The sequence below is a fragment of the Thalassolituus maritimus genome, assembly GCF_900156675.1.
Classification (GTDB): domain Bacteria; phylum Pseudomonadota; class Gammaproteobacteria; order Pseudomonadales; family Oceanobacteraceae; genus Thalassolituus; species Thalassolituus maritimus.
This window is the reverse complement of sequence record NZ_FTOH01000001.1, coordinates 12,986-37,869: the sequence shown is the minus strand read 5'-3', so window position 1 is coordinate 37,869 and position 24,884 is coordinate 12,986. Positions and strand designations below refer to the sequence as shown.

The following is a 24,884-nucleotide window of genomic DNA, read 5'->3' as shown; positions in this document are numbered from 1 at the left end:
TCAGACAGCAGATACGGTATCAGGAAACAGGTACGCCGCTGACATCGATGCCCTCGGCCTGCTGATCAGCGTGATAAGAAGAGCGCACAAGCGGCCCGCTGGTCACCCGGATAAAGCCCATCTCTTTTGCGATATCACCTAATTCTTTGAACTCTTCCGGTGTAACGAAGCGCTTCACTGGTGAGTGATCACGGCTCGGCTGCAGGTACTGACCAAGAGTGATGTGATCAATGTTGTGCGCACGCATATCACGCATCACATCAACCACTTCTTCATTCGTCTCACCCAATCCAAGCATCAGACCTGACTTGGTGATGATCTCAGGATTACGGGCTTTGTATTCCTTCAGCAACGTCAGAGACCACTCATAGTTGGACCCCGGACGACACTCTTTGTACAAGCGCGGTACCGTCTCAAGATTGTGGTTAAACACGTCAGGCTGAGTTTCCGTCAGGATATCGAGTGCGACCTCCATGCGACCACGGAAATCAGGTACCAGAACTTCGAGCTGAATCCCTGGGCTATGCTCACGGGTCAGGCGAATGCAGTCGGCAAAATGCTGGGCGCCACCATCACGCAGGTCATCACGGTCGACCGAGGTAATCACCACATACTTCAGACCCATATCAGCAATCGCGGTCGCCAGGTTGACTGGCTCTTCGGTATCCAGAGGATTAGGACGGCCGTGGCCAACGTCACAGAACGGGCAGCGACGTGTACAGATGTCGCCCATGATCATAAAGGTGGCGGTACCGCCGCCGAAACACTCGCCCAGATTAGGACAACTGGCTTCCTCGCAAACGGTATGCAGCTTATGCTTACGCAGTTTCTGCTTAATCTCATTGATCTTCGGAGTCGCTGGAATACGAACGCGGATCCAGTCTGGTTTACGCGGTATTTCTTCAGTCGGAATGACTTTAATCGGGATGCGGGCAACTTTGTCTGCACCTCGCAGCTTTTCGCCCTGCACTACTTTGCGTCGTTCTGACATCAATTACTCCGGAGTCGTTTCGTCAGTACCTGAACCGTCATTGGCTAGCAGGCACTGTAAATGATAGTCGAGACGGTCGGTCACTGCGTCGAAACTCACCGCGCTGTCAGTTTCGGCAGTCATCTGCGTCATCTCCATTCCCGCATACCCACAGGGGTTAATCCGGCGGAAGGGTTCAAGATCCATGTCTATATTCAACGCCAGCCCATGAAATGAGCGCCCATGGCGTATTCTTAAGCCCAGCGAGGCAATTTTCCGTTCGCCCGTGTAAACACCTGGCGCGTCGCTGCGCGGCGAGGCTTCGATATTCCACTCTGCCAGAGTATCAACGATGGCTTGTTCGATAGCACTGACTAACTGGCGAGGCCCCCAACCGCGGCGGGCGATGTCGATCATCAGATACACCACCAGCTGACCAGGACCATGGTAAGTTACCTGACCACCACGATCGGTCTGCACGACCGGGATATCACCGGGAAACAGAACATGCTCCGCCTTGCCTGCCTGCCCCTGAGTGAACACAGGAGGGTGCTGTAAATACCAGAGCTCATCTGGAGTTTCGTCATTACGCCCTTCGGTGAAGGCCGTCATGTCGTCATAGACCGTCTGATAATCTGCCAACCCCAACATGCGGGTCTGCATCAGATCACCATACGAACGTTAGCGTGGGCCATCAGGTCTTTGTGGATATTCACCAACTGATCTTTACCCGTCGCGGTGATATACAGGGTCACAGAACGGAAGCGTCCATTTGAGCTTTCCTGAATACGGATTCGTTCCATGTCGCAGTCTTCCGCATGGACACGAACAATTTCTACTATGACCTGTTCGTAGTTTTCCATCGCCTCGCCGACCACTTTGATCGGATAGTTCTCACAAGGAAACTCAATTTTAGGGGCTTCAGGTTGACTCACGGCGGTATCTCAGAAGATAAACAGAACAATGCTTACAGTTATGGATGCTGCCGCCTGAATTTTCAAGCGGCAGGCATGAAACTGTGATGTAAAAACTGCGCCGCCGGTCTGGTCAGCGCAAGGGATCAGTTTCAGGCGAAGAGACGTACGAAGAAGAGCTTGATGGATCCGAACAAACGCCCGAAGAAGCCTGACTCTTCAATGTCCGTCGCGGCTACCAGATCGTGCTTACCCAGCACATCTTCGCCCATCTTCAACGTCAGCGAACCAACACCCTGCCCGGCCGACAAGGGGGCTTCTGGATAATCAGGGCTAACGACTTCTGCGACTAACTCATCCCGCGAGCCACGCGGCAGAGTCATATAGATGTCTTCAGCAACAACCAGGTCGACCGTATCCTGCTTAGCCAGCCAGACTTTCTCAGTCGCCAGCACATCGCCCTTGCTATAGAGCTTGTGCGTTTCAAAATAGCGGAAACCGTAGCCCAGAAGTTTCTGAGTCTCACGTGCACGCGCTTCTTCGCTGCGTGTCCCCATCACAACGGCAATAAGGCGAGTGTCATCACGCTTAGCTGATGCCGCGAGACAGTATCCTGCTTCTTCCGTATGGCCGGTTTTCAGGCCATCCACGCTCGGATCACGCCACAGCAGTTTATTGCGGTTTGGCTGGCGGATGTCGTTGTATTCGAAATACTTTTCAGCGTAAAGACTGTAATAAGTCGGGTGGTCTTTAATAATGTGCTTCGCCAACAAAGCAAGATCACGTGCCGTTGTCAGGTGGCCTTCAGCGGGCCAGCCTGTCGCATTCTCGAAGTTGGTGTCGAACATACCAAACTCCTGCGCGTACTGGTTCATCCACCCTGCAAACGCACTCTCAGACCCGGCGAAATACTCAGCGACTGCGATGGACGCGTCGTTACCTGACTGCACAATAATACCGCGCAGCAAGTCGATCATTTTCACTTCAGTGCCTTCACGGACCCACATCTTAGAGCCGCCTTTTTTCCAGGCGGTCACACTGATCGGCACCATGGTGTCTTCGGTCACATTGCCTTCAACCATTTCGTGAACAGCAATGTAGCTGGTCATCATCTTGGTCATACTCGCAGGGGGCAAACGCTCACCCGAGTTGTGCTCAACCAGAACTTCGCCGCTATCTGCATCCATCAGGATATAGGCTGTGGCGTCCAGGACAGGAGGTTTAGGGATAATGACAGCAGCAAGAGTCAGAGAAGAAAAGGAAAAGAGTAACGCAGAAATAAACAGACGGAATAAGTACATGGTTCGCTATCAGTATTGGCTGAATTAAAACAATAATGGCCCGGATTGTATCACGGCTGACGCGCTTGTCAGCGCTATCCGCTCATACGACCCGAGCCACAGGTATTGGTTCCACCCGAGGGAACCAGGACCGGCATTTCCGACGGCTTACTGACCGACCTGCTTAAGCAGAGAAGAATCGCGCGGTGGGTGCAGCGCCACGATCGCAGACTCTCCAACGGCAACTGGCTGATAGCTGTGGCGCAGGCGGTATCCACGGTCAATGCGACGTGCGCAGAGAGTCAGGCGTACAGCCAACCAACGGTAATCCGACTTACTGGCCGAATGAACAACCACCGAAGCGTCTTCGTCCACCATCTTCTGGCAGATATCGCCCATTTTTTCGGCAATAGCACGGTCTTTAGACTGGAGTGCCTGAGGTGGCACCGTATATTCAGCAATAGCGTCGCTCTCTTCTTTCGCCTGGGCCCAGAGTCGCGTGGACTGAGCCGTCGGTGTCTTCGCAGCGGCCTTCGGCGCCGCCAGACGTGGCTTAGGCGCAGGTGCCGGAGCAACAGGGTCCAAAGCAATATCATCGAGATCGATCGGTGAATTCAATACTGGCGACGAACTTGAGGCCTTCTGCTTGGCCGCGGCTGCAGCGGCAATCTGGCGCTGACGCTCCTGTTCTGCGCGACGCTGACGTTCCTGCTCTGCTCTACGCGCCTTTTCGGCGGCTTCGCGACGTCGTTTTTCTGCGGCTTCGGCAGCGGCTATCTTGCGTTGCTTCTCAGCTTCAATACGTAAACGTTCTTTTTCTTTCTCAGCTGCCGCAGCCAGCTCACGCTGACGGGCCTGTTCTTCGGCGTCGGCTTTTTCTTTCGCGGCGACGGCGCGGGTATCGACGCCAGAGCTTGCCTTAGCCTGATCCAGAGCACGCTGCTCATCTTCAAGGCCCGGCGTCAAAGCGGCTACTTTCCAGACGTTATCCAGATACCCCTGAGCTTTGCTCAACTGGCCCTTCTCACGCGCCTGCGCAGACAAGGCCACGTACGCCTCACCCCAGTCATAAGCGAGCGGCACCACGCGATAATCGAAAGGCGCTTCACTGCGGAACTGAGTTATTTTTTCCAGCGCATTGTTGCCTTCCGGTGACGAAAGACGTTTCGCTGATATGTCGTTTTTGATCTGCTGCAGCAGCTGATCCAATTGCTCAGGCGTTGCAGACCAGGCATTCGACACCGCGAGAAATGCGGACAAAACAAGCAAAGAAATCTTTTTCATGAAACACTTATTATCGTTGTGGTGAACCAGCAGTGAGGGGTAAGATGCAGACTTCTTATAACTTCTGTCAAGTTTCCTTTCTGCGTTTAGAGAGATTGCGCACATGCTGACGCGTTACGGCTCCCTGTTATTCGCCCTTCCTGCGATTACCCTGATTGTTGCCTTCGGCTTTGAATTAATGTCAGCCGGTCAATGTACCGATGCCGGGCTGCACTATGACTATACCAGTGGTGCCTGTTCAGAAGAAGCAGTTCCCCAGCTAAGCTACTACCAGCGCAACACCGTCTTTATTAACGTGATGTTATTGCTTTCTATGGCCGGTGCATTAGCCATGACCTGGGGCATGCTACTCAAAGGCATGCAGCCCTCAGATAAATAAGCAGCCCTCAAATCTTCAGAAAAGGCTGCTGTCAAAAATCAGAAGCGACTCAGCCGCAGCACTTTTTCCACTTTTTCCCCGAGCCGCACAGGCAGGGGTCATTCCGGCCGACATCGGGCGAGCGAAAATCGGTTTCTCCGGCAAGGTAATACCATCGCCCACCCAGCCGTTCAAAACGCGACTTTTCTTCAAGCAGAAGCCACTCACCATCTTCGTTAAAGGTGGCAATAAAATGAACCGTGCCTGTGTCTCCGTCGCTGCCTTCCTCCAGAATATCGAGCCCTGTCCACCGGGTATCGGCGGCGAACTCCAGGGTTTGCGGGCGATAGTCCTTATGCCAGGTAGCTAACAGATAATCGGCATTTTCCAGAGCGAAGGCCGAGTAGCGAGAGCGCATCAGTGCCGTAGGCGTCGGTGCGACTTCACCCTCATGGTACAAACCACAACAAACTCTGTAGTCTTTACCACTGTTGCAGGGGCACAAGGTTCCCGGTTGGGCCTCATTCAGACTCATTGCACACCACTGCGGGCTGCGCTCATCAGCACACCAATAGCAGCTCCCAGCTCATCGCTGCGCTGCGGATTACGGAAGGCTTCTAAAATCTGTTTACGCTTGCCCGGTAAAGTCATCAGATCGGCCACCAGAGCAAGGAATACATCCTGTCCTGCCTGAGCAAGTTTCTCGAGATACAGGCTCAGCGTGTCTCCTTCGAGGTCATTCCAGCAGCGACTTCCGACAGCACTGAGAATCTCGACTTCACTCGCCAATGGATGCTGCAACACCAGCTGCAAAACCTCCCGACGGTGGTTAACGCTGACACTCTGCGACATCGCGCGGCAATAGAGCGCGAGTGCTGTGGCGTCGGGCTGGCCTTTCATAGCTTCAGCCAGCGAGTCTGTCAGGGCAATGGTCAGATTCACATCAGGTTCGGCATTCTCAAGAAAGCCCAACAGAACATTGCGCGGAACACTCGCACCAGCGTTATCCATTTCGGGTAGTGCCTTCTGCAACAGCTCGCTGTTATTACTTTCATCCAACCTGGCGACAACTTCAGCAATCCCTTGCAGCCCCAACTGCTGCCAGTTCTGCCAGCCAGTATCGCCGCTGAAATAAGCGCGTGCCGTCGCGTAGTACTGCGTCTCTGGCTGCTTCAGGGTTTTCAGAGCAATAGAGTGGAAGTAAGACATACGGTTGCCATCGGGCTTAAACGCACAAGGCGCCTCACCGTGATCTTTATCCGGATGCTGTACGACACGGAGCCAGTGCTGCAGAAACTGATCACGCGGTCCCGGCTGCAGGATATTCTGCTCATCCAACGGCAACTTCAGAAACCAGATATTGTGTTGCCCCGGTTCATCCGGGTTCCAGCTGAGAATACCGACCCAGGCATGACGTAGATAAGGTGTTGGATAAGGTCGGGCCAGATCCTCAATCGCTTCAAACTCGCTCAGGCCGATTTTTGCTATTCGACGTCCAAGATCAAACACGCGCATACGGGCGCCTGTGCTGGCAACAAACTGAGTGATAGACACAACCTTCTCCTACTGTAATTCAGGTGCGCATGGTATCAGGTTTTCGTTATCATTGAGTCTCAATCAAGACACCCTGAGGACCATAAAATGATGTTAATTGCAGCCATTATTGCCAGCTTCGTATTAGGAGCCGCGCTGACTGCATCCGTTCTGGGTAAGCGCTGGAAAAGCGCCGTCAATGAAGCACAGCAGGAACTGGAAGGTATGGCTGAGCGTTACAAAGCCCATGAGCAGGAGAACCGCGAACTACGCCAGAAGAACGCCGACCTCGAATACCAGATGGGTTCGCTTAAGAAAGACCTCGCGTATGAGCGCAGCCGCCATTCCGACGACTCTGCCAGTCATTGATCAGCGATGACGCTGATTAACCAGCACACTGACCACCAGTGCAATCAGGGTGGCAAAAGCGAGCAGTGAAGCAATAACGGGGAGGTCAAACGTATCGCGGAATGCCTCACCCAACCAGTACATGGTCGCCAGATACGCCATGCCCCAGGCAGGCGAGGAGATGGCATTGGCAAACCAGAACTGACGCGGTGACATACGCATAGCACCCGCTACCAGCGGCACCACAGGACGAATAGGCCCGATAAATCGACCTGTCATAATGCTCCATATGCCCCAACGCTGGAAAAAGGCCTCTCCGCGTCTCAGCCAGTGTGGGTGTCGCTGAAAAAAGCGCCAGCTATGAACCGAGGGACCGGTGCGCTGCCCGAGCAGGAAGCTGACGCCGTCCCCGAGAAAAGCCCCAGCAGTGCCACATGCGACCCATAACCAGAGAGGGATATCACCCGCAGCCGCAGCCAGAGTCAGGGCCAGCAACAGGCCGATTCCCGGCACCAGTAAACCCACCACAGCCAGTGACTCCACCATTGAAATACTGAAAACGGCGAGCAACAGCAGACCGGCGCCCCACTCAGAAACATTTATTTCGCCCAAAAATCCTCCAACGCGTACTTTCCGGCCAACACCTGTCCATTACGCAGGCTTTCGTCGATTTTGCATAGCATTTGCACGATTATTGACAGGTAAATGCATTGCGCCCCACGTAGATATACAGTTAACCTTCGTCCCACCAATATAAACAATAAGGAATGGCGTGCGATGAGCCCCGGCTCACGACACTCCCCCGGATACTACAATGAAGTCAGCGTCTACAGACACCTCGCGAATCAGCGTCAGTGCCCATTACACCGGTTACATCTGGTACAAACACGGCCTCTCAGCACGAGGGTTTGTCACCCGAGCCGGACAGTTTGCAAACGCGACTCTGGCTCCCGTCAATGCTCTGTTACGAGCACTCGCTGGCGCCGACATTGATATCTTCCTGCTACAACGCCACTCGGTCATTGATCATCAGGTCAAAGAACTAATTGAAAAAGAGGGCGTGACCCAGGTGGTCGAACTCGCGTGTGGCCTTTCGCCCCGTGGCTACCGTCTGAAACAAGCCTACCCGCAATTGCGCTACATTGAAGGTGACCTTCCTGGTATGGCAGCTCGCAAAAAAGCGCTTCTTGAAGAAGTAGGACTGGTCGAAGGACATGAAGTTCGCGAGTGCAACATCCTCAATGCAGACGGCCCCGCTTCGATCGGCGCCCTCCTGAGCGACCTGGATCCTACGCAGCCAACATTGATCATCACCGAAGGGCTGGTGAACTACTTTGAGCTGGATGAAATCCGTGAAGTCTGGTCGCGTATGGCGAGCGGATTGAAAGCTTTTCCGAAGGGATGGTACGTAACGGATTTATACCCTGACTTTGCCGAACATCCGTCTTATCGCTACGTAAAATTTGCGCAGAAGCTCGTCGGTCTTTTTACTCGTGGGCAATGGCCATTGCACTACCCTTCCGATACCGCCATCAAAGAAGGCTTTCAGGAAGACGGTTTTGACGACGTTGAGGTCCACGACCCGGCAAGCTTTTACGGCAAGCTGAGTCACTTGCCGGAAGTAAAAATTCAGACGCTGGTGCGCATCATTAAAGCGGGCATCAGTCGCTGAAAGCCGCCAACTGAAGACTGGTTTTCTGCTGTTTATTGAGCCGCTTAAGTAAGCGTTTTTCAATGGATTCGCTGTCTTCATCGGCATTGCGCGTTACCGCAGCGATGCTGATGGATACTTCAGCAAATGGTTTCCAGGATTGCTCCTGCACTTTGCGCTTAATCCGTTCCATCAGAACGATTGCGCCCTCTTCACCGCAATTGGGCAGAACCAACATAATCAGGTCATCTTCGAGCCTGAATATGTCGTCTTCGCCACGAATCAACTGACGGATCTTTTTCACGAACTGCGGCATAAACTGAACCACAGAACGATTACCGTGCAAGTCTATTAACTGGCGATAATCATCAAGCACAATGCCGATCATGCTGACGCTCTGCCGCGTCGCTTCGCCCCGCGCCAACTCCCGCTCAAGAAGATGATAAAAGTGCTCCCGGTTATAGGCGCCTGACACCTGATCGGTCAGCGCCAGCCGCTGCAGAGACGCACCCTTCAACAGCGTCAGATAGGAAAAACACCAGGTAGAGAGCACCAGCAGAGAAAAATTAGTGGTGTAACGCACGGCGGTCTGGACATCCACCTTACCCCAGAGAATCACCCCCATCGCGCTGGCAACGAGAACATTCACCACAGTGGCATGCTGCATGGGTAAGCAGAAGTACGTAAACATCGGCATCGCGAACAGGTAGTGGATCATAAGATCGGGATACCTTGGTAATTGCAGCAGAGCTAACCCAGCAAGCGCCGCCACTAAGGGATAGTTCACCCACAGAAAAGAATCGCGATCACGATTGATATAGATGTACGCCGCACTGAACAGAAACGCCGGAATCGAAATCGCATTCGCCAGTACCAAAGAATACAGCCCCTGACGGTACTGATCGTAAATCAACAACAGCAAGGCGAAGGCCACCAGCGAATAAACGATAACCTGCAATCGGGGCAGCAGTTGCTCCTGCGGCGGCGTATTAAAGCTGATCATTGAGCTTTCTCTCTATCCGTTCTATCAGTACATCAACATCATCTTCCGGGCTGTACACATCGCGGTGCAGCCGGATATCGGCGAGCCCTTCGAAACGACCACTGCCTTCAAGATCATCCATCAGGTTCTCACACAACGCGTCTACAACGTTTTCGGTACTGTGTGGCAGCAATACAACAAAGACATCAGAATCCAGGCGGTAACAGGTATCAAAACGACGCAGGCAGCGCTTGAGGCGTTTGCTCAGATAGCCCAGGCGGCTTTCGTATTCCTCGGTTTTCAATACCTGCCAGCTGGCCGGTACCGCAATGCCAACCAGACTGAGCAGGTCAATCTGGCGGTCAGCACGGGTCATTTCCTTGGAAAGGTCGAGCCCCAATTGGTACTGGTTGTACACCTGCGTCACCGGATCGGTATTCACAATGGCGCTCAGACCATGATTGTGGCGATCATTGATCAGCGCATACATAACTGCGAAGGCGTAGCAGGCGCCGTAGGTGAACAGAATCTGCAGACGCAGATAACTGTCGAACTCGCTGATTACCATAAGCACCATGGCGGTGCTGTAAATCAGGGCAAAGTAGCTGGCAACATGAAAGGGAAATAAGAAGTAAATATAGCCGGGGACGAAGTAGACCCAGTGCACCACATCTTCGCTGCGCTGCATGCCGAACAAAGTAAACAGACACAACCCAAAAATCATCAACCATTCGGTCACGGGCGATGATCGCTGCTGACCTCGTAACAGAAGAATCAGTGCATACAACAACAGAGCAAGAGCAAATCCAGCAGCAACCGCCGCGAAGACAGTACGTGCTTCGACCAGATCCAGCACAGCGATGATGCTCAACGCCAGTGCTGCAAACAGACAATAAATAACCTTAACCTGCAGCACTACCAGACTGTGAAAGCGTGCTTTTTCCATGAATAACGGGTTCCTGACAAACTCTGACCTCTCGGCCTCCGCTAAACAGTGTAGTAGTTCGTGTATACTATCGCACACTCTGACTTACAGACTTTCCGTTTTAAGGTATTCCAGATGAACGTTGCTGACTATATGCAGACCCTTGGCCAGCAGGCCCGGACTGCATCCCGCGCTATGGCCCGGGCGTCCACCAATGACAAAAACCGCGCATTGCTCGCCATTGCTGACGAAATCAGCAATAGCCGCGACGCTCTGCGTGCCGCAAATGCAGAAGACATGGCACGCGGCGCAGAAAACGGCCTGGATGCAGCCTTGCTGGACCGCCTTGAGCTGACTGACGCGCGCATCGACACCATGATCGAAGGCCTGCATCAAGTCGCTGCTCTGCCTGATCCCGTGGGTGAAATCACCGACATGAAGTACCGTCCGAGCGGTATTCAGATTGGTAAAATGCGCGTTCCACTGGGCGTTATCGGTATCATTTACGAAAGCCGTCCGAACGTGACCATTGAAGCAGCCAGCCTGTGCCTGAAGTCGGGTAACGCCGCTATTCTGCGTGGCGGCTCTGAGGCCATTGCCTCTAACAAGGCGCTGGCTGAATGTATTACTTCTGCACTGAACGCTGTCGGTCTGCCAGAAGCCTGCGTTCAGGTAGTAGAGACCACGGATCGCGAAGCCGTCGGTCAACTGATCACTATGCCGGAATACGTGGATGTCATTGTACCGCGCGGTGGTAAAGGCCTGATCGAACGCATCAGCCGTGACGCACGCGTTGCTGTGATTAAGCACCTTGATGGTATCTGCCACGTTTATATTGACCGTGAAGCAGATCGCAGTAAAGCAATCAACATCGCGATCAATGCCAAAACGCACCGTTACGGCACCTGCAACACCATGGAAACTCTGCTGGTTCACGCAGACATTGCCGGGACCATTCTGCCTGAGCTGGCCGAGGCCTATGAGCAACTGGGCGTAGAACTGCGAGGCTGTGAACAGGCGCGTGCAATTGTCTCCGATATGGTTCCTGCGACAGAAGACGACTGGCACGAAGAATACCTGGCACCCATCCTGGCTGTGAAAATTGTCAAAGATATGGATGAGGCCATCGACCATATCAACACCTATGGCTCGCACCACACCGACAGCATCATCAGCGAGAACTACACGCTTGCCCGTCAGTTCCTGACTGAAGTAGACAGCTCATCTGTGATGGTGAATGCATCTACGCGCTTTGCCGACGGTTTCGAGTATGGCCTGGGTGCAGAAATTGGTATCTCCACCGATAAAATCCACGCTCGGGGTCCTGTCGGCCTCGATGGTCTTACCTCTCAGAAATACATAGTGCTGGGCAACGGTGAAGTCCGCAAGTAACAACGCCTCTATTGCCATACTGGGCGGGACCTTTGATCCCGTCCATATTGGTCACCTGCGGATCGCAATACGTCTGCGTGATGCAGGTTTCGATCAGGTGTTACTGATTCCTAATTGTGTCCCCCCTCATCGTGATCAGCCTCTGGCAACAGGAGAACAACGCCTGCGTATGCTGGAGCTCGCGGTCGCAGAACTGAACGGTATTGCACCCAGTGATATCGAGTTGAGTCAGGGTGACACCAGCTATTCAGCTCGCACGGTCGCCCTGCTCAAGGAACAATACCCTCAAGCCAACCTCACCTGGGTTATGGGCACCGATGCCTGGAATGGCTTTGATCGCTGGAAAACACCCGAAGACATTCTGGCCCGGGCCAATGTACTGGTGATTTCACGCCCCGGAGACCAGGCTCGCACTGATGGCTGGCTTGGGCAGGTTATCGACAAAAACCGCTGTCAGCTCAGTGAGTTACACGAGACTCAGCACGGAGGCGTCTGCCATCAGGCCTGGCCAGAGCTGGATATATCTGCATCCGACTTGCGTCAGGCACTCAAGCAAGGCGACAATATCGCCTTTCTGACACCCCAGCCGGTGTTGGACTACATAGAAGAACACCAACTGTACCGATAACTTTACCGACAGGTCTGCATGCAAACTGAGCAAATCAAAGAGCTCGTCATCGACGCTCTGGAAGACATGAAAGCACATAACATCACTGTGCTGGACGTACGTGGCCGCACGTCCGTCACCGATTGGATGATCATCGCCAACGGTACCTCTAACCGCCACGTCACTGCCGTTGCAGGCAATGTCGAAGAAAAAGCAAAACACGCAGGCCTGAAACCGAACGGCACCGAAGGCCGTGCTGCTGCTGACTGGGTACTGATCGACCTGATCGATGTGGTTGTGCATGTCATGACTGAACAGGCCCGCCACTTCTATGATCTCGAACGTCTCTGGGGAGAAACACCCGACGCTGGGCAGGCAGGACAGAAGGACGCATGAAGATACGGCTGCTGGCCGTTGGCAATAAAATGCCTGCGTGGGTAGAACAGGGTTATCAGGAATACGCGAAGCGCCTGCCGCGTGATTGCAGCCTTGAGCTGGTCGAAATTTCTCCCGGCCACCGCGGAAAAAACGCCAGCTCCGACAAAGCCATGCAACAGGAAGCTGATGCACTCAAAAAAGCGATCCGACCGGGCGAGCATGTCGTCGCATTAGCTGTCGAAGGCAAACCCTGGTCGACCGAGCGTTTAGCAGAAGAGCTGGAAGGCTGGCGCAACCAGGGTGGCGATGTTGCCCTGTTAGTCGGCGGTCCTGACGGTATGACGGACGACGTACTGAGGCTGGCCAAGCAACGCTGGTCTTTATCCCCCCTGACACTGCCCCACCCGCTGGTCAGGGTGTTATTGTCAGAACAGATTTATCGCGCCTGGACGATTCTCCAGGGTCACCCGTACCACAAGTAAGGCTGGAGTATGTGGGAACAGTCGATCAGGGATAAGGCCTACGAGCGCAGACTCTTCCGCGCACGAGCCATCGTCGCTGCGGTTCTCGTTGTCTCGGCACTGCTGACCCTCGCCTGGCGCATGACCTACCTGCAGGTCACACTGCACGAAAAATATCAGGACCTTTCTGAAAACAACCGGGTAAAAATACGCCCTATCGCACCTAATCGCGGACTGATCTACGACCGCAACGGCATACTTCTGGCTGAAAACATTCCTGCCTACAGCCTGACTCTGGTGCCCGAGAAAGTAGATAACCTCCAGGAGACTCTCGCCTTTCTTGATGAGCTGGTTGGCGTGTCTGAGCGGGATCTCGAGCAGTTTGAGAAACGCTCGAGTTACCGGCGCCGTCCATACGAACCTGTGGTACTGCGTCAGCGGCTGAGCGAAGAAGAAATTGCCGCCATCATGGTTAACCGTTTCTATCTGCCCGGCGTTGATGTTGAGGCGCAGCTTATTCGACACTATCCGCACGGCGATGCCTTTGCACACGTGCTGGGTTACGTCGGCCGGATTAACCAGCGGGATCAGGAACGCATTGAGGACGATGAAGAAAGCCAGCGACGCTACAGCGCGACCTCCCATATAGGTAAAACCGGTATCGAAAGACGCTACGAAGATATTCTCCATGGTGACGTAGGTTATGAGCGTATTGAGACTAACGCCCGCGGACGCCTGCTCAGAACCATGCAGCGAGAGAACCCGAAACCGGGCACCGATCTGACGCTGCATCTCGACAGCCGGCTCCAGTTGCTTGCCGCAGAATTACTTGAAGGGCGCCGCGGTGCCGTTGTTGCTATCGAAGTGGAAACCGGCGGCATTCTCACGCTATACAGTAACCCCGGTTACGACCCGAACGCCTTTGTTACAGGGATTTCCTTCGATGATTACGAAGCGCTGACCAGCAGTCTCGACAAGCCACTCTTCGATCGGGCGACGCGTGGTACTTACCCACCCGCCTCGACCCTGAAACCTTTTGTCGGTCTTGCCGCTCTGGAAGCTGGCAGTACCACCTGGAACTATAAAGTGCGCGATCCGGGCTGGTTCCAGCTTGAAAATGATGACCGCTTTTATCGGGACTGGAAGCGCGAAGGACACGGCGTCGTCGATCTTGAAATGGCCGTGGTGGAATCCTGCGATACCTACTTCTACGACGTTGCCGTCAAAACAGGCATCGATGATCTCACGCCATTCCTCGGCCAGTTTGGCTTCGGCCGGGATATGTCGGTCGATGTTATCTCGGCGGTATCCGGAATTCTGCCAGACCGTGACTGGAAGCGAGCCACCGGTCGTGGCCCATGGTACCCGGGGGATACGGTCAACCTCGGCATTGGGCAGGGCTTTATGGCCGTGACGCCATTACAGCTGGCAACAGCGACCGCTGTTCTGGCCAATAAAGGCAAATGGGAAGTTCCAAGACTGCTGGCTGCCGAAGACAATGTCCCGACGGAGTTTCCTCACGGCGATATTCCCGACATCACACTCAAAGATCCGTCCGACTGGGATCGCATGTTCACAGCCATGGATCACGTGATTACGGGTCGCCACGGTACTGCCCGCGCGTTGCGCGCCAACCTGGACTTCCCGATTGCTGGCAAAACCGGGACAGCACAGGTTGTGGGTATTGAACAGGATGCCGAATACGATTCGGAAGCCCTTCAGGAGCGTCTACGCGACCATGCCTGGTTTATGGCGTTCTCTCCGATAGAGAAACCACAGATCGCCATTGCCGTCATCGTTGAAAATGGCGAATCGTCCGGGCGCACGGCGGCTCCGATCGCACAGTCCATCATCAATGAATACCTGGGAGGCGCAGAGGGCTGATGGCCAGTACAGATTTCAGTCGCACGGTCTCCACGCCGTCACAGCATCATACCTTCGACCGCAGCGGTGCCTTTTTCGCGCGATTGCACATCGACCTGATACTTCTACTGCTACTTATTGCACTCGCCACCACCGGGCTGGCTATCCTTTACAGTGGCAGCGGTCAGGAAATCGGCATGGTGAAACGTCAGGCTGTGCACTTTGGTATCGGCACCCTACTGCTATTCATTACTGCCCAGATTCCACCGCGCCTCTACCAACTTATCGCGCCTTGGGCGTTAGCCGTAGGTACTTTACTATTGGTCGGCGTATTGGTTGCGGGGGTCGGCGCAAAAGGCGCTCAGCGCTGGCTGGACTTACCCGGGCCATTACCCCGCTTTCAGCCGTCTGAGCTGGTGAAGCTGGCGCTACCATTAGCGGTCGCCTGGTTTATGGCCAAACGGCCCGTACCGCCGCGCTTTCGTGACCTTCTTCAGGCACTGGTCATTATTTTTATTCCCACGATCCTGATCCTGAAACAGCCTGATTTAGGCACGTCGATACTGATCAGCACCTCGGGGTTGTTAGTACTGTTTTTTGCCGGGATGTCCTGGCTCCTGATTTTTTCCATGATCGGCATAGTCGCGGCGATGGCGCCGGTTATGTGGTTCTTCGTAATGCACGCTTATCAGAAGCAACGTGTTCTTACGTTCCTGAACCCCGAGTCCGATCCGCTCGGCTCAGGCTGGAATATAATTCAATCGAAAACGGCGATCGGCTCGGGCGGTATTCATGGCAAGGGTTACCTTCAGGGGACTCAATCCCAGCTCGAATTTCTACCAGAGAGCCATACCGACTTCATCATTGCCGTCCTGGCAGAGGAGCATGGATTAATTGGCGTCTGCCTGCTACTGGCGCTCTATGCCTTAATTATTCTGCGCTGCCTTTACATTTCCAGCCGGTGCGAAACTCTTTTCGGTCGACTGCTGTCTGGTAGCATGTCAGTCACGTTTTTTATCTATGTCTTCGTGAATATAGGCATGGTCAGCGGCATTCTTCCGGTCGTAGGCGTACCCCTACCACTGGTGAGTTACGGCGGAACGTCTGTCGTCAGTCTGCTTCTGGGCTTTGGCCTGATTATGTCGATGTACACTCATCGGCAAAGGAAATAACAGGGTTATTACTATGTTGAAACATGTGTTAGCTGCAATCACCTTGGCAGCTTCTGCGCCCTTCGCAGGCGCAGCCTACGACCAGCACGAACGTACCGACGAGTTCGTCGCCGAAGTGGAAAAGGAATACGGCATTCCGGCAGAAGAAGTACGCAACTGGCTGAAACAGGCTGAAAAGATGGATTCAGTGCTCGAAGCCATTCAGCGTCCTGCCGAACGCACCATGAACTGGGCGCGGTATCAGGATATTTTTCTGACAGAAAAACGGATCAGTGCAGGTAAGAACTTTCTCGAAAGCCAGGCTGATATTCTCGCCGAAGCTGAAAAGAAATACGGCGTACCGCCGGAAATTATTGCAGCTATCATTGGCGTAGAAACCTTTTACGGCACCCGCCAGGGTGGATACAGAGTGTTGGACTCGCTCTCAACACTCGCTTTCGATTACCCGAAACGTCCACTGTTCTGGCGCGAGCTGAAAGCCATGTTCGCCCTCGCCCGTGAAGAAGGCGTCGACCCGGGTACCATCAAGGGCTCTTATGCGGGCGCCATGGGCTATGGGCAATTTATCCCCACCAGCTATCTGCACTACGCTGTCGACGGTGATGGCGATGGCAAACGTGATCTGTGGGGCAACCCAGTGGATGCCATCCACAGTGTGGCTAACTATTTCTCAGAGCACGGCTGGAAAACAGACGAGCCTGTGACGCACAGAGTCACCGTCAGTGGCGATAAGTACGAACCGCTGGTCAATGTCAGCCGTAAACCACAGCACACGGTTGCAGACCTGACAGCCGCAGGTGTTGAGTTGCCAGTCGATATCGAGAGCGAGAAGCCAGCCAACCTGATGCGCCTCGAAGGTAAAGAAGGCGATGAATACTGGCTTGGTGAATATAACTTCTACGTTATAACTCAATACAACCACAGTAAGCTGTACGCCATGGCGGTGTATCAGCTCAGCCAGGCTCTGAGTGAGGACAAGCAATGATGCGTGGGCTGGCCGTTCTGGTCAGTCTAGTTCTGCTTCATGGCTGCGCAACGTCCCGTTATCAGCACGCGAACGATTTTACGCCGGCGCCAATCGCTGACATCAAGGCAATTGCTGATCCCGTACCGGTATCCGAACCGCGCAGCAGTCTGGGCAATCCGTCGCGCTATCGCGTGCTGGGTAAGGACTATAACGTTATGAAGGATGCGGAGGGCTTCACGCAGGAAGGCATCGCTTCATGGTACGGAATGAAATTTCACGGTCACGACACCTCAAACGGCGAAACCTTCGATGTCTACAAAATGACCGCAGCACACAAAACGCTCCCACTGCCGTCGTATGTAAAAGTTACCCGCAAAGATACCGGCCAGTCGGTCATCGTCCGGGTGAACGACCGAGGGCCATTTCACGAAGGCAGGATTATTGATCTGTCGTACGCAGCGGCCGTAAAACTGAATATTCATAACGACGGCACGGCACCAGTAAAGATCGAAGTATTAAAAGCACCATTATCTGAAGCCGTACTATGGATTCAGGCGGGTGCACTAAGCAACCCGGACTCAGCAGAGCGTCTGCGTAAGAAATTATCCGGGATTACTGCCAACGTAGGAGCAGGCGACTGGACAGTCGGTATCTACCCGAAAGAAAGAGACGACATCACCCTTCACAGGGTGCGCATAGGGCCTGTTCCTGAATCGGAAGTCCCCGCGTTAATCGAATCCCTCAACGATGAAGGCATCACTCAGCCGGTTCTGCTCTCTCAGCATCAACTGGAACGCTGAGAGACCAGACCTCACTCGCCAGTGCCGTGCTTTTTAATGTCTTTCTTCACCGCAATATATACGCCGACAAAGAAAGCACAGGTAAGGCCGACAATCGCAAGACCAGAGAATACAACTTCGTCCATAAACATAATAAGCACCTCGCATTGAGAAGAGACATAAGTCGTTGTTTCAATCTCAATATAGCGAGGCTGTCAGCTCCATCGTTGACCTGTGTCAAATATGCTTATAAAGGAATGGAGGACTCGCAGACAGCTTGACCCAAGTCAGTATTCTTATCAGAACACCCGACTTAGCCCGGTACTTAATTGACGGAAATGCGGCAACCTTTGCACCGCTTTATGACACATAAGCTGCCGTTGCACTATGAAGGAACAGATTTAAGCTTCGACGAGTTGCCCACGATACATTTTCTGTTTCGCTTGTCGCACCCGTGGCGAGTCATCCATCAGAATTTCACTGCCACGATACACCTTCCGGCTTTCCTGCATCTGTGGCTCAACCGGTGGTGCCTGGCTGGGCAAAAAGTCTTCTACCAACGCGAGAAGTTCAGCACTGACGCCGCTTCGCACCAGCACCCGCAAATCATTTTCGAGAGTATTTGAATCAAAGTGAATTTCGCAACCCACTTCGTCTTTAGCGATTTTTTTTATTTTTCGGAGTAACGCAATACTACGGCGGTTGAATTCCACCATAACTTCTTCCCCCTACAGATATACTTATCAAGAAGTCATCTGCAAGGGGTGTACCACTCCACGTGATTCGCAATGAGTCGCTAATAAAGCTTCTACGCGGCGCTCAAATTGCCGCGCAACCATATCCCAGGAAAGCTGTTCGGCCTGACTCCGGGCATCCAGCCCCATCAGGGTAGAATCAAAGCGTAAGGCAACGCGAAGCGCATCAGTAAATGCCTCATCCGTTTCATCAGACGCAAGAGAGCCATCGACACCTGTCCGAACAAATTCTCTGGCTGCGGCCATGTCATACGCGACCACAGGTAACCCACTGGCCATCGCCTCGAGAGTCACCAGACCAAAGGTCTCCGTCTGACTGGGCATTAAAAAGAGATCAGCAGACGCGAAGCACTCAGACAACGCCTGACCGGTTTTCACGCCAGTGAACACCGCTTCAGGAAACTCCTCGGACAGAGTTTCACGTAGTGGGCCATCACCGACAATCACAGGTCGTATCTGGCGTCCTTCCCGACGCATTTGTCGCACAGCTTTCAGGGCCACGATCAGATTTTTTTCCGCTGCGACGCGCCCGACACAAAGCGCCACCTGCTCACCAGGTTCAACGCCCCATTCCTCTCTCAAGGTCGCAGATCGATGTGCAGGATTAAAACGACGACAGTCTACGCCGTGAGGCAACCACTCAACGCGCTGCATACCTTCACTGGTCAACTCATTCACCATAGAACGTGATGGCACCAGGGTAACGTGCGTCCGGTTATGGAAGCGGCGCATCCAGGCCATAATCATACGACGCATAACACCGAGACCATAGTAGCCGCTGTAACGATGAAAATTAGTGTGAAACGCGCTGATGACAGGCAAATGATATTCGCGGGCCATCGCGACCGCAGAAGCACCAAGCAAGCCTTCCGTTGCCACATAAACCAGATCAGGTGGGTTGGCTTTCCAGTGAGACCGGAGAGCCGTCTTTGAAGGCAGGCCTAGCTGAAGGTCTGGATACTGCGGAATGCTGATACCTTTTACCCAGACTTCATTATCCGGTGCCTCCATGTCGACCCTCGGAGCTGGTCGCACAATGGTGACCTGATAAAGATCGGGATTGAGGTGAGTGAACAGGTGCTGCAGAGAATTAGCAACACCATTCACTTCAGGAAGATACGTTTCTGTAACGACACATATGTGACGAATGCTCATGTCATACCCAGCAATAACTACTCATAAGAGCTAGTTTGCCGGGCAATCAATGACAGTTTAATTACGCCTCAGCAGCTTCTTCGCTGAGTTTTGAAAGGCGGTAACGCAGCTGGCGTGGCGTCAGTCCAAGTACTTTGGCCGCCATCGTCTTGTTGCCGTTGCACTTATCAATAGCCGCGTGAATATCATCCAGTTCGTTTTCCTGAACCCGCTGATAAGGACGCGCATAAAGTGTTTTGAAATTCGGCACAACCTGAGTCGCAAGAATGGTCGCAATCTGAGCACCAATAAAGCGGATCTCCGCAAGATCCAGGGTGCCCGCATCATGACCGCGCAGATCAACCACCATAACTGCCATGACAGACTGACGAATAGTCAGCGGGACCAGCAGACAACGCATAGAGCCAGAAAGAGATTCAAGCTGTGGATCAAAGTGCTCTGGGCGCTCACTGTTATCACCAATCGTCAACCACTCACGGCTTTCAAACTGACGGCACAGAGCATGCTGAACTGCAAAGCTGTAAACGCCGTTGCTGATGCCTGTCGAACAATACTGAGCTTTAAAACGGCTCGGAGAATCCGGTACGGCGATTGAGATATTGCTAAGACCTGTCACCTGAGTCGCTAGCATCAGCAACTGCTGAATAGCTTCATCATCGTGGTAACGACTTTCCAATACATTGGCTACTTCATTCACCCACGCTGATGGGGATGACTTGATGCCGCTGTCTTTACGGTATTCCTGGATATCTGCGATTTTGTACATAGGCTGCTCCTCCTGAATGCTTATGCTGTCGCAAAACCCGTACCAGCTTAATCGGGTCGAATTAAATTAGGCAAAAGACGCATAAATGAGCCTCGATAACCACGCACTGCAGCATTGCGATAGCCGACGCTGCAGCCTAACTTGTTGATGATGAAAGAATTTTTTCAGTGATGTGACAATCAGAAAAAAACGCGACAACCACCTATTCCGTCAAGCGTTTGTGACACCCGGATAATTACTGCTTCATCCAGATGCAAAAAAAGAGCTTAACGCCCTTTTTTAATGCAGAAAATGATTTTATTCAGCCGGACACCTGTCAGGCGCACCCCGGATCATCGGTAGGTAAATAGGTTTTCTTTAACCAGGCCGAAAAACCTTTCGCAGCATCTTCCAGAGTGAATATTCCTGCAAGACGGTCACCTTTCATAATCAACACCGCATCAAAGTCATCCTGAACCATCCGATCAAGAACAACATCGAGGCGGGTATGAAGGTCTATGGCGGGAATCTCCCGGCGGCACATATCTAAGGCCGTCAGTTCGCTGATATCACTGGCTGGGTGCCCAGGGCTTCGTGCGAGTTCGATATCAGCCCACGTAAGAAGTCCCGTGACTTCATGGTGATTCATGACAGGGACGTGATGACAATGATGGACCTCCATCACGCGGGCGGCTTCTGCCAGGCTCGTGCTCTCTTCGACATGAGCCGGAAACGCCGTCATGAGTTCGGTAATGGTCGGCATATGACGCATTTGGGATGCTCCTTAGACGCCAATGCGCCCCAGAGTGTCGGTCAGTTGACGAAGTATAGCCGCGATCGCTGGATGTTCATGTTCAAAGCGGATGACCTGCTCCTGTACCGCATCGCTCAATTCAGGTGAGCCTGCTTCATTACTCTCCAGCTTGGCGATGTCATCAGCAATTTTGAGCAACAGCTCGTGGGTTTCAGAGTCGAGTTCTGGGCTTTCTTTGAGGGTACGATGAAGGGATTCGAGTTGCTCGTTGAGAACCTGTTTGACCATAACCTTCTCCTTTTACTGGAAATAACAATGCTTTGATAATTTCAGCATTACTCAGTTCCAGTCTACTCCGTGAAAATAGTTTTCACACTATATAAGAAGTAAGGTAATGGCGCTGGTGGACGGACTCAGATCAATAAAACGCCTGAAAGCAGAACTTCATTCCGCATTTCTCGGCGAGCTGCTGCAGCACTTCCCTCAGTCCTGCATCGCCCACATAAAGAAGCGTCATATCCCTGAGGCGACTGTCAGACTTAGACGGTAACACCTGTTTCAAGGCACTGATCAAAAGACTGGCGTTCGCGGCAACAGGCATCCATACCAGGCTTTCGCCTTCATGCTGCTGCAAAAAATCGGTCAATCGGGCATCGTCGTTGGCTTTTTTGTCTGCGAAATCACAATGCAGCATAAAGAGAGGGCTGGATTCGTATTCCGGATAGCGACTCAGAGCGTGCAATGCCAGAGGAAGTAAATCTGACACCTGTTCTTCTACACATTGCACTGTTTTGGCGCCTGGGTACTGCAACACAGAGACTGGCCGACCTTTTAGAGTGCGTTCAGAAATCGCTCCGTGCGTCGCTGTTTCAGTAATTCCGTTTTCTGCGCCCGGCAGAGTCGCGCTGTATGCGGTCATTCTCGTGGCTCCTGCGGGGAAACTGTGTCCCTTGCAAATGTAGTGATACATAAGCGTTACAAGGACTGTGCCACTTCAGACCAGGCTGGATAATTCCAGCCAGAATACAGAAAAAGGCGCTAAATCAGTTCTCCAGCACGTATTGCAGAATCACCTTAATCAGATATCCCGCCATGCCTACACCCAGCCCCAGAAGGAGAATCATGGTGCCAAATTTACCTGCACCCGAACGCCGACCAAGATCAAAAATGATAAAGAACATAAACGCAATCAGTCCCCCCACCCCCAGGGTCATACCAATCTGCTCAAGTAACGCTGTGTCCATCCGGCAATCCCGACAAAAATAAAATTGGGCCCAATGGTACTCAAACTACGCCAGTAATGCAGCTCAGGCGTGCATGCTTTGCGGCATCAGGCCTTTTTTTTGCCCCGCAGATATGCGTATCATTGGCCGAAACAATCACACAGCTCTGATTACTTCGGTGAATATCCTGAAACTAAGCAGAGCGAATAACAATAAAATCATTGGGGATACTAAGATGCGCTTGATCGCAGTCGCACTGACGCTGTTCAGTTTTGCCTTCGCTGCGGAGGGAAAGGAGCTTCCACAAAAAACGTTTTGTATTTTTGATCCGGTGGGAGCGAATGGCCCTATTTTTACCCGGATGCAGGACTTCCGCACAGCAGCTCTTGAATGGGGCGTAGAAGCCGAACTCAAAGCGTATACCAATGAAGCCGTTGCTCTGGCGGACTTCCAGTCGGGTGTTTGCGACGGCTCACTGATCACCGGCACACGTATTCGTCCGTTCAACGTTTTTACTGGCAGCCTGGAGGCCGTCGGCGGTCTGAACAGCTATCAGCAGCTGCGCGAACTGATCAACATGCTGGCCCGCCCTCAGGCAGCTAAATACATGGTCGATGGTCGCTACGAAGTGTCTGGAATTATTCCTGGAGGTTCTGTCTACGTATTCGTTCGCGATCGCGCCATCGATTCTGTTGAAGCAGCGGCTGGCCGCAAAGTAGCAACACTGGATTACGACCTCGCATCTAAAAAGGTCGTCGAACACATCGGCGCTACCATGGTACCGGCTACGGTCGCCACCTTCGCTCCGCGCTTTAATAATGGCGACGTAGACATTGCTTACGCGCCGGCTGTCGCCTATGAGCCGTTCGAAATGTACAAAGGTCTGGGACAGGCGGGCGGTATCTACCGCTTCTCCTTCGCCCAGATGAATTTCCAGTTGATTACCTACAAAGACCGTCTGCCAGACGGCTTTGGTCAGGCATCGCGAGAGTTTTTCGCCGAGCACTTTGACCAGGGTATGGAGCACATCCTGACGGCGGAGCGCGGTATTCAGGAAAATTACTGGATCGACCTGCCCGACGAACAGGAGCTCGAATACCTTGATATGCTGGCTGGCATCCGTGACGAGCTGGCCGCTCAGGGCGTATACGACACACAAATGATGAAGCTGATGAAAAAGCTCCGTTGCCGTGCAAATCCAATGCACCACGAGTGTGCTACTGACCTGCTTTTCTAAGCTATGCCCGCCGACTTTGACGTAATCATCATTGGCGGCGGGGTTATCGGACTGGCGTGTGCACACGCACTGTCTGCCGACCGTTCAGTACTATTAGTCGAACAACACGACCTGTTTGGCAGCGAAACCAGCAGTCGCAATAGCGAAGTCATTCATGCCGGTCTCTACTACCCTCCCGGCTCTCTTAAAGAGTCGCTTTGCATAGAAGGGCGTAAGCGCCTTTATGCTTTCTGCGAACAGTACGATGTACCTCACCGTAAAACCGGCAAACTGATCGTCGCTCCGTCGGCGGATCATCCTGCGCTAGATCATCTGGAACAGAAGGCCAGAGGCCTCAATATCCCAACAGAACGCCTGAGCCGCGAAGAAATCAGCGAGCGGGAACCCAACGTCCGTGCCGAAGCGGCCCTTTTCTCACCCGAGACCGGCATACTCGATAGCCATACCTACATGCTACGTCTCCAACAGGAAGCAGAACGTCAGGGCGCGCTGCTAATGAAGCGGACCCGCTACCTGCGAGGTAAGGCAGAAAACGGCCTGTGGCATATCAGTTTACAGACCAGCGACGGTGAATTCAGAGTCACGTCAGAGCGAATGATTAATGCGGCCGGACTTCATTCCCATGATGTGGCCAAACGCTCAGGTGCCGACACATCGCTATTTCCGCGACTGCACTATTGTCGGGGACATTACTTCACATATAACGGTAAATCGCCCTTTAACCATCTTATCTACCCGCTCCCGGAGAAAGACCTGGCTGGGCTTGGTATTCACGCAACTCTGGACCTCGGAGGGCAAGTACGATTTGGTCCGGACACCGAGTTTATGAGTGACCACAGCAGGGTTTATGAGGTCTCCCCCACCCTTAAAACCAAGTTCTGCCGAGCAATTTCATCGTATTTTCCAAATGTTGACGTTTCTCAGTTACAGCCCGCTTACGCAGGTATTCGCCCAAAACTCAGCGGCCCGGGCGAATCCACCCAGGATTTTGTCATATTTCGTGACAATCGGGCGGAAGCCGCGTCATTACTGCATTTGCTTGGGATAGAGAGTCCGGGTTTAACCAGTTCTCTGGCGCTGGCCGATAAAATCACCGCCAGACTTTCAACGGAAACATGACTTTTGTGTAACATTGTGTGGCGAGTTCTTAC

Annotated in this window: 31 protein-coding genes; 13 read left to right on the top strand and 18 right to left on the bottom strand. The window is 53.0% G+C overall.

Annotation, left to right across the window (positions count from 1 at the left end; translation table 11 throughout):
• Positions 1–19 precede the first annotated feature (19 nt).
• From lipA to BW941_RS00200, 5 genes are all read right to left on the bottom strand, one after another.
• Positions 20–991, bottom strand: coding sequence for a lipoyl synthase (lipA, locus tag BW941_RS00220; RefSeq protein WP_068444438.1), 972 nt, complete (start codon positions 989–991; stop codon positions 20–22).
• A 3-nt stretch (positions 992–994) separates the two neighbouring features.
• Positions 995–1,633 (bottom strand): lipoyl(octanoyl) transferase LipB, encoded by a 639-nt coding sequence (gene lipB / locus BW941_RS00215; RefSeq protein WP_076513188.1) that lies wholly within the window; start codon positions 1,631–1,633, stop codon positions 995–997.
• Positions 1,633–1,905 carry an HP0495 family protein gene (locus BW941_RS00210; protein WP_076513186.1) on the bottom strand — a complete coding sequence of 91 codons (273 nt, stop codon included), beginning with the start codon at positions 1,903–1,905 and terminating at the stop codon, positions 1,633–1,635. Before BW941_RS00210 ends, lipB begins: the two co-directional genes overlap by 1 nt.
• A 131-nt stretch (positions 1,906–2,036) precedes the next feature.
• The gene (locus tag BW941_RS00205) at positions 2,037–3,185 is read right to left on the bottom strand and encodes a D-alanyl-D-alanine carboxypeptidase family protein (protein WP_076513183.1); all 1,149 of its coding nucleotides are present in this window, start codon (positions 3,183–3,185) and stop codon (positions 2,037–2,039) included.
• 147 nt (positions 3,186–3,332) lie between these two features.
• Positions 3,333–4,448 carry a hypothetical protein gene (locus BW941_RS00200; protein ID WP_139325700.1) on the bottom strand — a complete coding sequence of 372 codons (1,116 nt, stop codon included), beginning with the start codon at positions 4,446–4,448 and terminating at the stop codon, positions 3,333–3,335.
• Between the two features lie 103 nt (positions 4,449–4,551).
• Between BW941_RS00200 and BW941_RS00195 the strand changes: the two genes are divergently transcribed.
• Positions 4,552–4,827, top strand: a complete 276-nt coding sequence (locus BW941_RS00195; RefSeq protein ID WP_068444427.1) for a hypothetical protein — start codon at positions 4,552–4,554, stop codon at positions 4,825–4,827.
• A 49-nt stretch (positions 4,828–4,876) separates the two neighbouring features.
• Here the strand turns inward: BW941_RS00195 and BW941_RS00190 are convergent, their stop codons facing one another.
• Positions 4,877–5,341 (bottom strand): YchJ family protein, encoded by a 465-nt coding sequence (locus tag BW941_RS00190; RefSeq protein ID WP_076513178.1) that lies wholly within the window; start codon positions 5,339–5,341, stop codon positions 4,877–4,879.
• Positions 5,338–6,360: a DUF3549 family protein gene (locus BW941_RS00185; protein ID WP_084188445.1), complete on the bottom strand. Its 1,023-nt coding sequence runs from the start codon at positions 6,358–6,360 to the stop codon at positions 5,338–5,340. The genes BW941_RS00190 and BW941_RS00185 overlap by 4 nt, the downstream gene beginning before the upstream one ends.
• An 87-nt stretch (positions 6,361–6,447) precedes the next feature.
• Between BW941_RS00185 and BW941_RS00180 the strand changes: the two genes are divergently transcribed.
• Positions 6,448–6,708 carry a DUF1761 domain-containing protein gene (locus BW941_RS00180; protein WP_076513174.1) on the top strand — a complete coding sequence of 87 codons (261 nt, stop codon included), beginning with the start codon at positions 6,448–6,450 and terminating at the stop codon, positions 6,706–6,708.
• Here BW941_RS00180 and BW941_RS00175 read toward each other — a convergent pair whose 3' ends face one another.
• Positions 6,709–7,299 carry a DedA family protein gene (locus BW941_RS00175; protein WP_076513171.1) on the bottom strand — a complete coding sequence of 197 codons (591 nt, stop codon included), beginning with the start codon at positions 7,297–7,299 and terminating at the stop codon, positions 6,709–6,711. It abuts the gene before it with no gap.
• A gap of 202 nt (positions 7,300–7,501) precedes the next feature.
• Between BW941_RS00175 and BW941_RS00170 the strand changes: the two genes are divergently transcribed.
• Positions 7,502–8,359 carry a class I SAM-dependent methyltransferase gene (locus BW941_RS00170; protein WP_068444418.1) on the top strand — a complete coding sequence of 286 codons (858 nt, stop codon included), beginning with the start codon at positions 7,502–7,504 and terminating at the stop codon, positions 8,357–8,359.
• On the opposite strand, the gene BW941_RS00165 is transcribed toward BW941_RS00170, so the two are convergent.
• Together BW941_RS00165 and BW941_RS00160 are read right to left on the bottom strand one after the other, a co-directional pair.
• On the bottom strand, positions 8,349–9,341 hold the full coding sequence (locus BW941_RS00165; protein ID WP_068439149.1) for a diguanylate cyclase domain-containing protein: 993 nt from the start codon (positions 9,339–9,341) through the stop codon (positions 8,349–8,351). The genes BW941_RS00170 and BW941_RS00165 overlap by 11 nt on opposite strands.
• Positions 9,328–10,266: a GGDEF domain-containing protein gene (locus BW941_RS00160; RefSeq protein WP_068444416.1), complete on the bottom strand. Its 939-nt coding sequence runs from the start codon at positions 10,264–10,266 to the stop codon at positions 9,328–9,330. Before BW941_RS00160 ends, BW941_RS00165 begins: the two co-directional genes overlap by 14 nt.
• 114 nt (positions 10,267–10,380) lie before the next feature.
• Here BW941_RS00160 and BW941_RS00155 point away from each other — a divergent pair, with 114 nt between their 5' ends.
• The 8 genes from BW941_RS00155 to BW941_RS00120 are packed head-to-tail and all read left to right on the top strand — an operon-like array spanning position 10,381 to position 17,885.
• The gene (locus tag BW941_RS00155; RefSeq protein ID WP_076513169.1) at positions 10,381–11,637 is read left to right on the top strand and encodes a glutamate-5-semialdehyde dehydrogenase; all 1,257 of its coding nucleotides are present in this window, start codon (positions 10,381–10,383) and stop codon (positions 11,635–11,637) included.
• The gene (gene nadD / locus BW941_RS00150; RefSeq protein ID WP_076513167.1) at positions 11,621–12,265 is read left to right on the top strand and encodes a nicotinate (nicotinamide) nucleotide adenylyltransferase; all 645 of its coding nucleotides are present in this window, start codon (positions 11,621–11,623) and stop codon (positions 12,263–12,265) included. The genes BW941_RS00155 and nadD overlap by 17 nt, the downstream gene beginning before the upstream one ends.
• Before the next feature lie 18 nt (positions 12,266–12,283).
• Complete coding sequence (rsfS, locus tag BW941_RS00145; protein ID WP_068444159.1) at positions 12,284–12,640, top strand: ribosome silencing factor; 357 nt, start codon at positions 12,284–12,286, stop codon at positions 12,638–12,640.
• The gene (gene rlmH, locus BW941_RS00140) at positions 12,637–13,104 is read left to right on the top strand and encodes a 23S rRNA (pseudouridine(1915)-N(3))-methyltransferase RlmH (protein WP_076513165.1); all 468 of its coding nucleotides are present in this window, start codon (positions 12,637–12,639) and stop codon (positions 13,102–13,104) included. Before rsfS ends, rlmH begins: the two co-directional genes overlap by 4 nt.
• Before the next feature lie 9 nt (positions 13,105–13,113).
• On the top strand, positions 13,114–14,967 hold the full coding sequence (gene mrdA, locus BW941_RS00135; protein WP_068444410.1) for a penicillin-binding protein 2: 1,854 nt from the start codon (positions 13,114–13,116) through the stop codon (positions 14,965–14,967).
• On the top strand, positions 14,967–16,118 hold the full coding sequence (gene rodA / locus BW941_RS00130) for a rod shape-determining protein RodA (RefSeq protein ID WP_068444406.1): 1,152 nt from the start codon (positions 14,967–14,969) through the stop codon (positions 16,116–16,118). Before mrdA ends, rodA begins: the two co-directional genes overlap by 1 nt.
• A 13-nt stretch (positions 16,119–16,131) precedes the next feature.
• A complete protein-coding gene (gene mltB, locus BW941_RS00125; protein WP_068444403.1) occupies positions 16,132–17,103 on the top strand; it encodes a lytic murein transglycosylase B in 972 nt (323 codons plus the stop codon).
• Positions 17,100–17,885, top strand: a complete 786-nt coding sequence (locus BW941_RS00120; protein WP_076513163.1) for a septal ring lytic transglycosylase RlpA family protein — start codon at positions 17,100–17,102, stop codon at positions 17,883–17,885. The genes mltB and BW941_RS00120 overlap by 4 nt, the downstream gene beginning before the upstream one ends.
• Positions 17,886–17,896: 11 nt before the next feature.
• Here BW941_RS00120 and ccoM read toward each other — a convergent pair whose 3' ends face one another.
• The 8 genes from ccoM to BW941_RS00085 form a co-directional block, all read right to left on the bottom strand.
• Positions 17,897–18,016 carry a cytochrome c oxidase subunit CcoM gene (ccoM, locus tag BW941_RS18010; protein ID WP_281251162.1) on the bottom strand — a complete coding sequence of 40 codons (120 nt, stop codon included), beginning with the start codon at positions 18,014–18,016 and terminating at the stop codon, positions 17,897–17,899.
• Positions 18,017–18,265: 249 nt separating this feature from the next.
• Positions 18,266–18,580, bottom strand: coding sequence for a hypothetical protein (locus BW941_RS00115; protein WP_068444397.1), 315 nt, complete (start codon positions 18,578–18,580; stop codon positions 18,266–18,268).
• A gap of 27 nt (positions 18,581–18,607) precedes the next feature.
• The gene (locus BW941_RS00110) at positions 18,608–19,774 is read right to left on the bottom strand and encodes a glycosyltransferase family 4 protein (protein ID WP_076513160.1); all 1,167 of its coding nucleotides are present in this window, start codon (positions 19,772–19,774) and stop codon (positions 18,608–18,610) included.
• Between the two features lie 61 nt (positions 19,775–19,835).
• On the bottom strand, positions 19,836–20,540 hold the full coding sequence (locus BW941_RS00105; protein WP_068436726.1) for a helix-turn-helix domain-containing protein: 705 nt from the start codon (positions 20,538–20,540) through the stop codon (positions 19,836–19,838).
• Positions 20,541–20,856: 316 nt separating this feature from the next.
• The gene (locus tag BW941_RS00100) at positions 20,857–21,291 is read right to left on the bottom strand and encodes a CBS domain-containing protein (protein WP_068439412.1); all 435 of its coding nucleotides are present in this window, start codon (positions 21,289–21,291) and stop codon (positions 20,857–20,859) included.
• Positions 21,292–21,303: 12 nt separating this feature from the next.
• Positions 21,304–21,561, bottom strand: coding sequence for a DUF4404 family protein (locus BW941_RS00095; RefSeq protein WP_076513157.1), 258 nt, complete (start codon positions 21,559–21,561; stop codon positions 21,304–21,306).
• A gap of 130 nt (positions 21,562–21,691) precedes the next feature.
• Positions 21,692–22,192: a hypothetical protein gene (locus BW941_RS00090; RefSeq protein ID WP_068436622.1), complete on the bottom strand. Its 501-nt coding sequence runs from the start codon at positions 22,190–22,192 to the stop codon at positions 21,692–21,694.
• 124 nt (positions 22,193–22,316) lie between these two features.
• The gene (locus BW941_RS00085; protein ID WP_068436625.1) at positions 22,317–22,517 is read right to left on the bottom strand and encodes a DUF2788 domain-containing protein; all 201 of its coding nucleotides are present in this window, start codon (positions 22,515–22,517) and stop codon (positions 22,317–22,319) included.
• 214 nt (positions 22,518–22,731) lie between these two features.
• On the opposite strand from BW941_RS00085, the gene BW941_RS00080 reads away from it, so the two are divergent.
• On the top strand, positions 22,732–23,733 hold the full coding sequence (locus BW941_RS00080; RefSeq protein WP_076514164.1) for a putative solute-binding protein: 1,002 nt from the start codon (positions 22,732–22,734) through the stop codon (positions 23,731–23,733).
• 3 nt (positions 23,734–23,736) lie between these two features.
• Positions 23,737–24,852, top strand: coding sequence for an NAD(P)/FAD-dependent oxidoreductase (locus BW941_RS00075; protein WP_076513154.1), 1,116 nt, complete (start codon positions 23,737–23,739; stop codon positions 24,850–24,852).
• Positions 24,853–24,884: the final 32 nt, after the last annotated feature.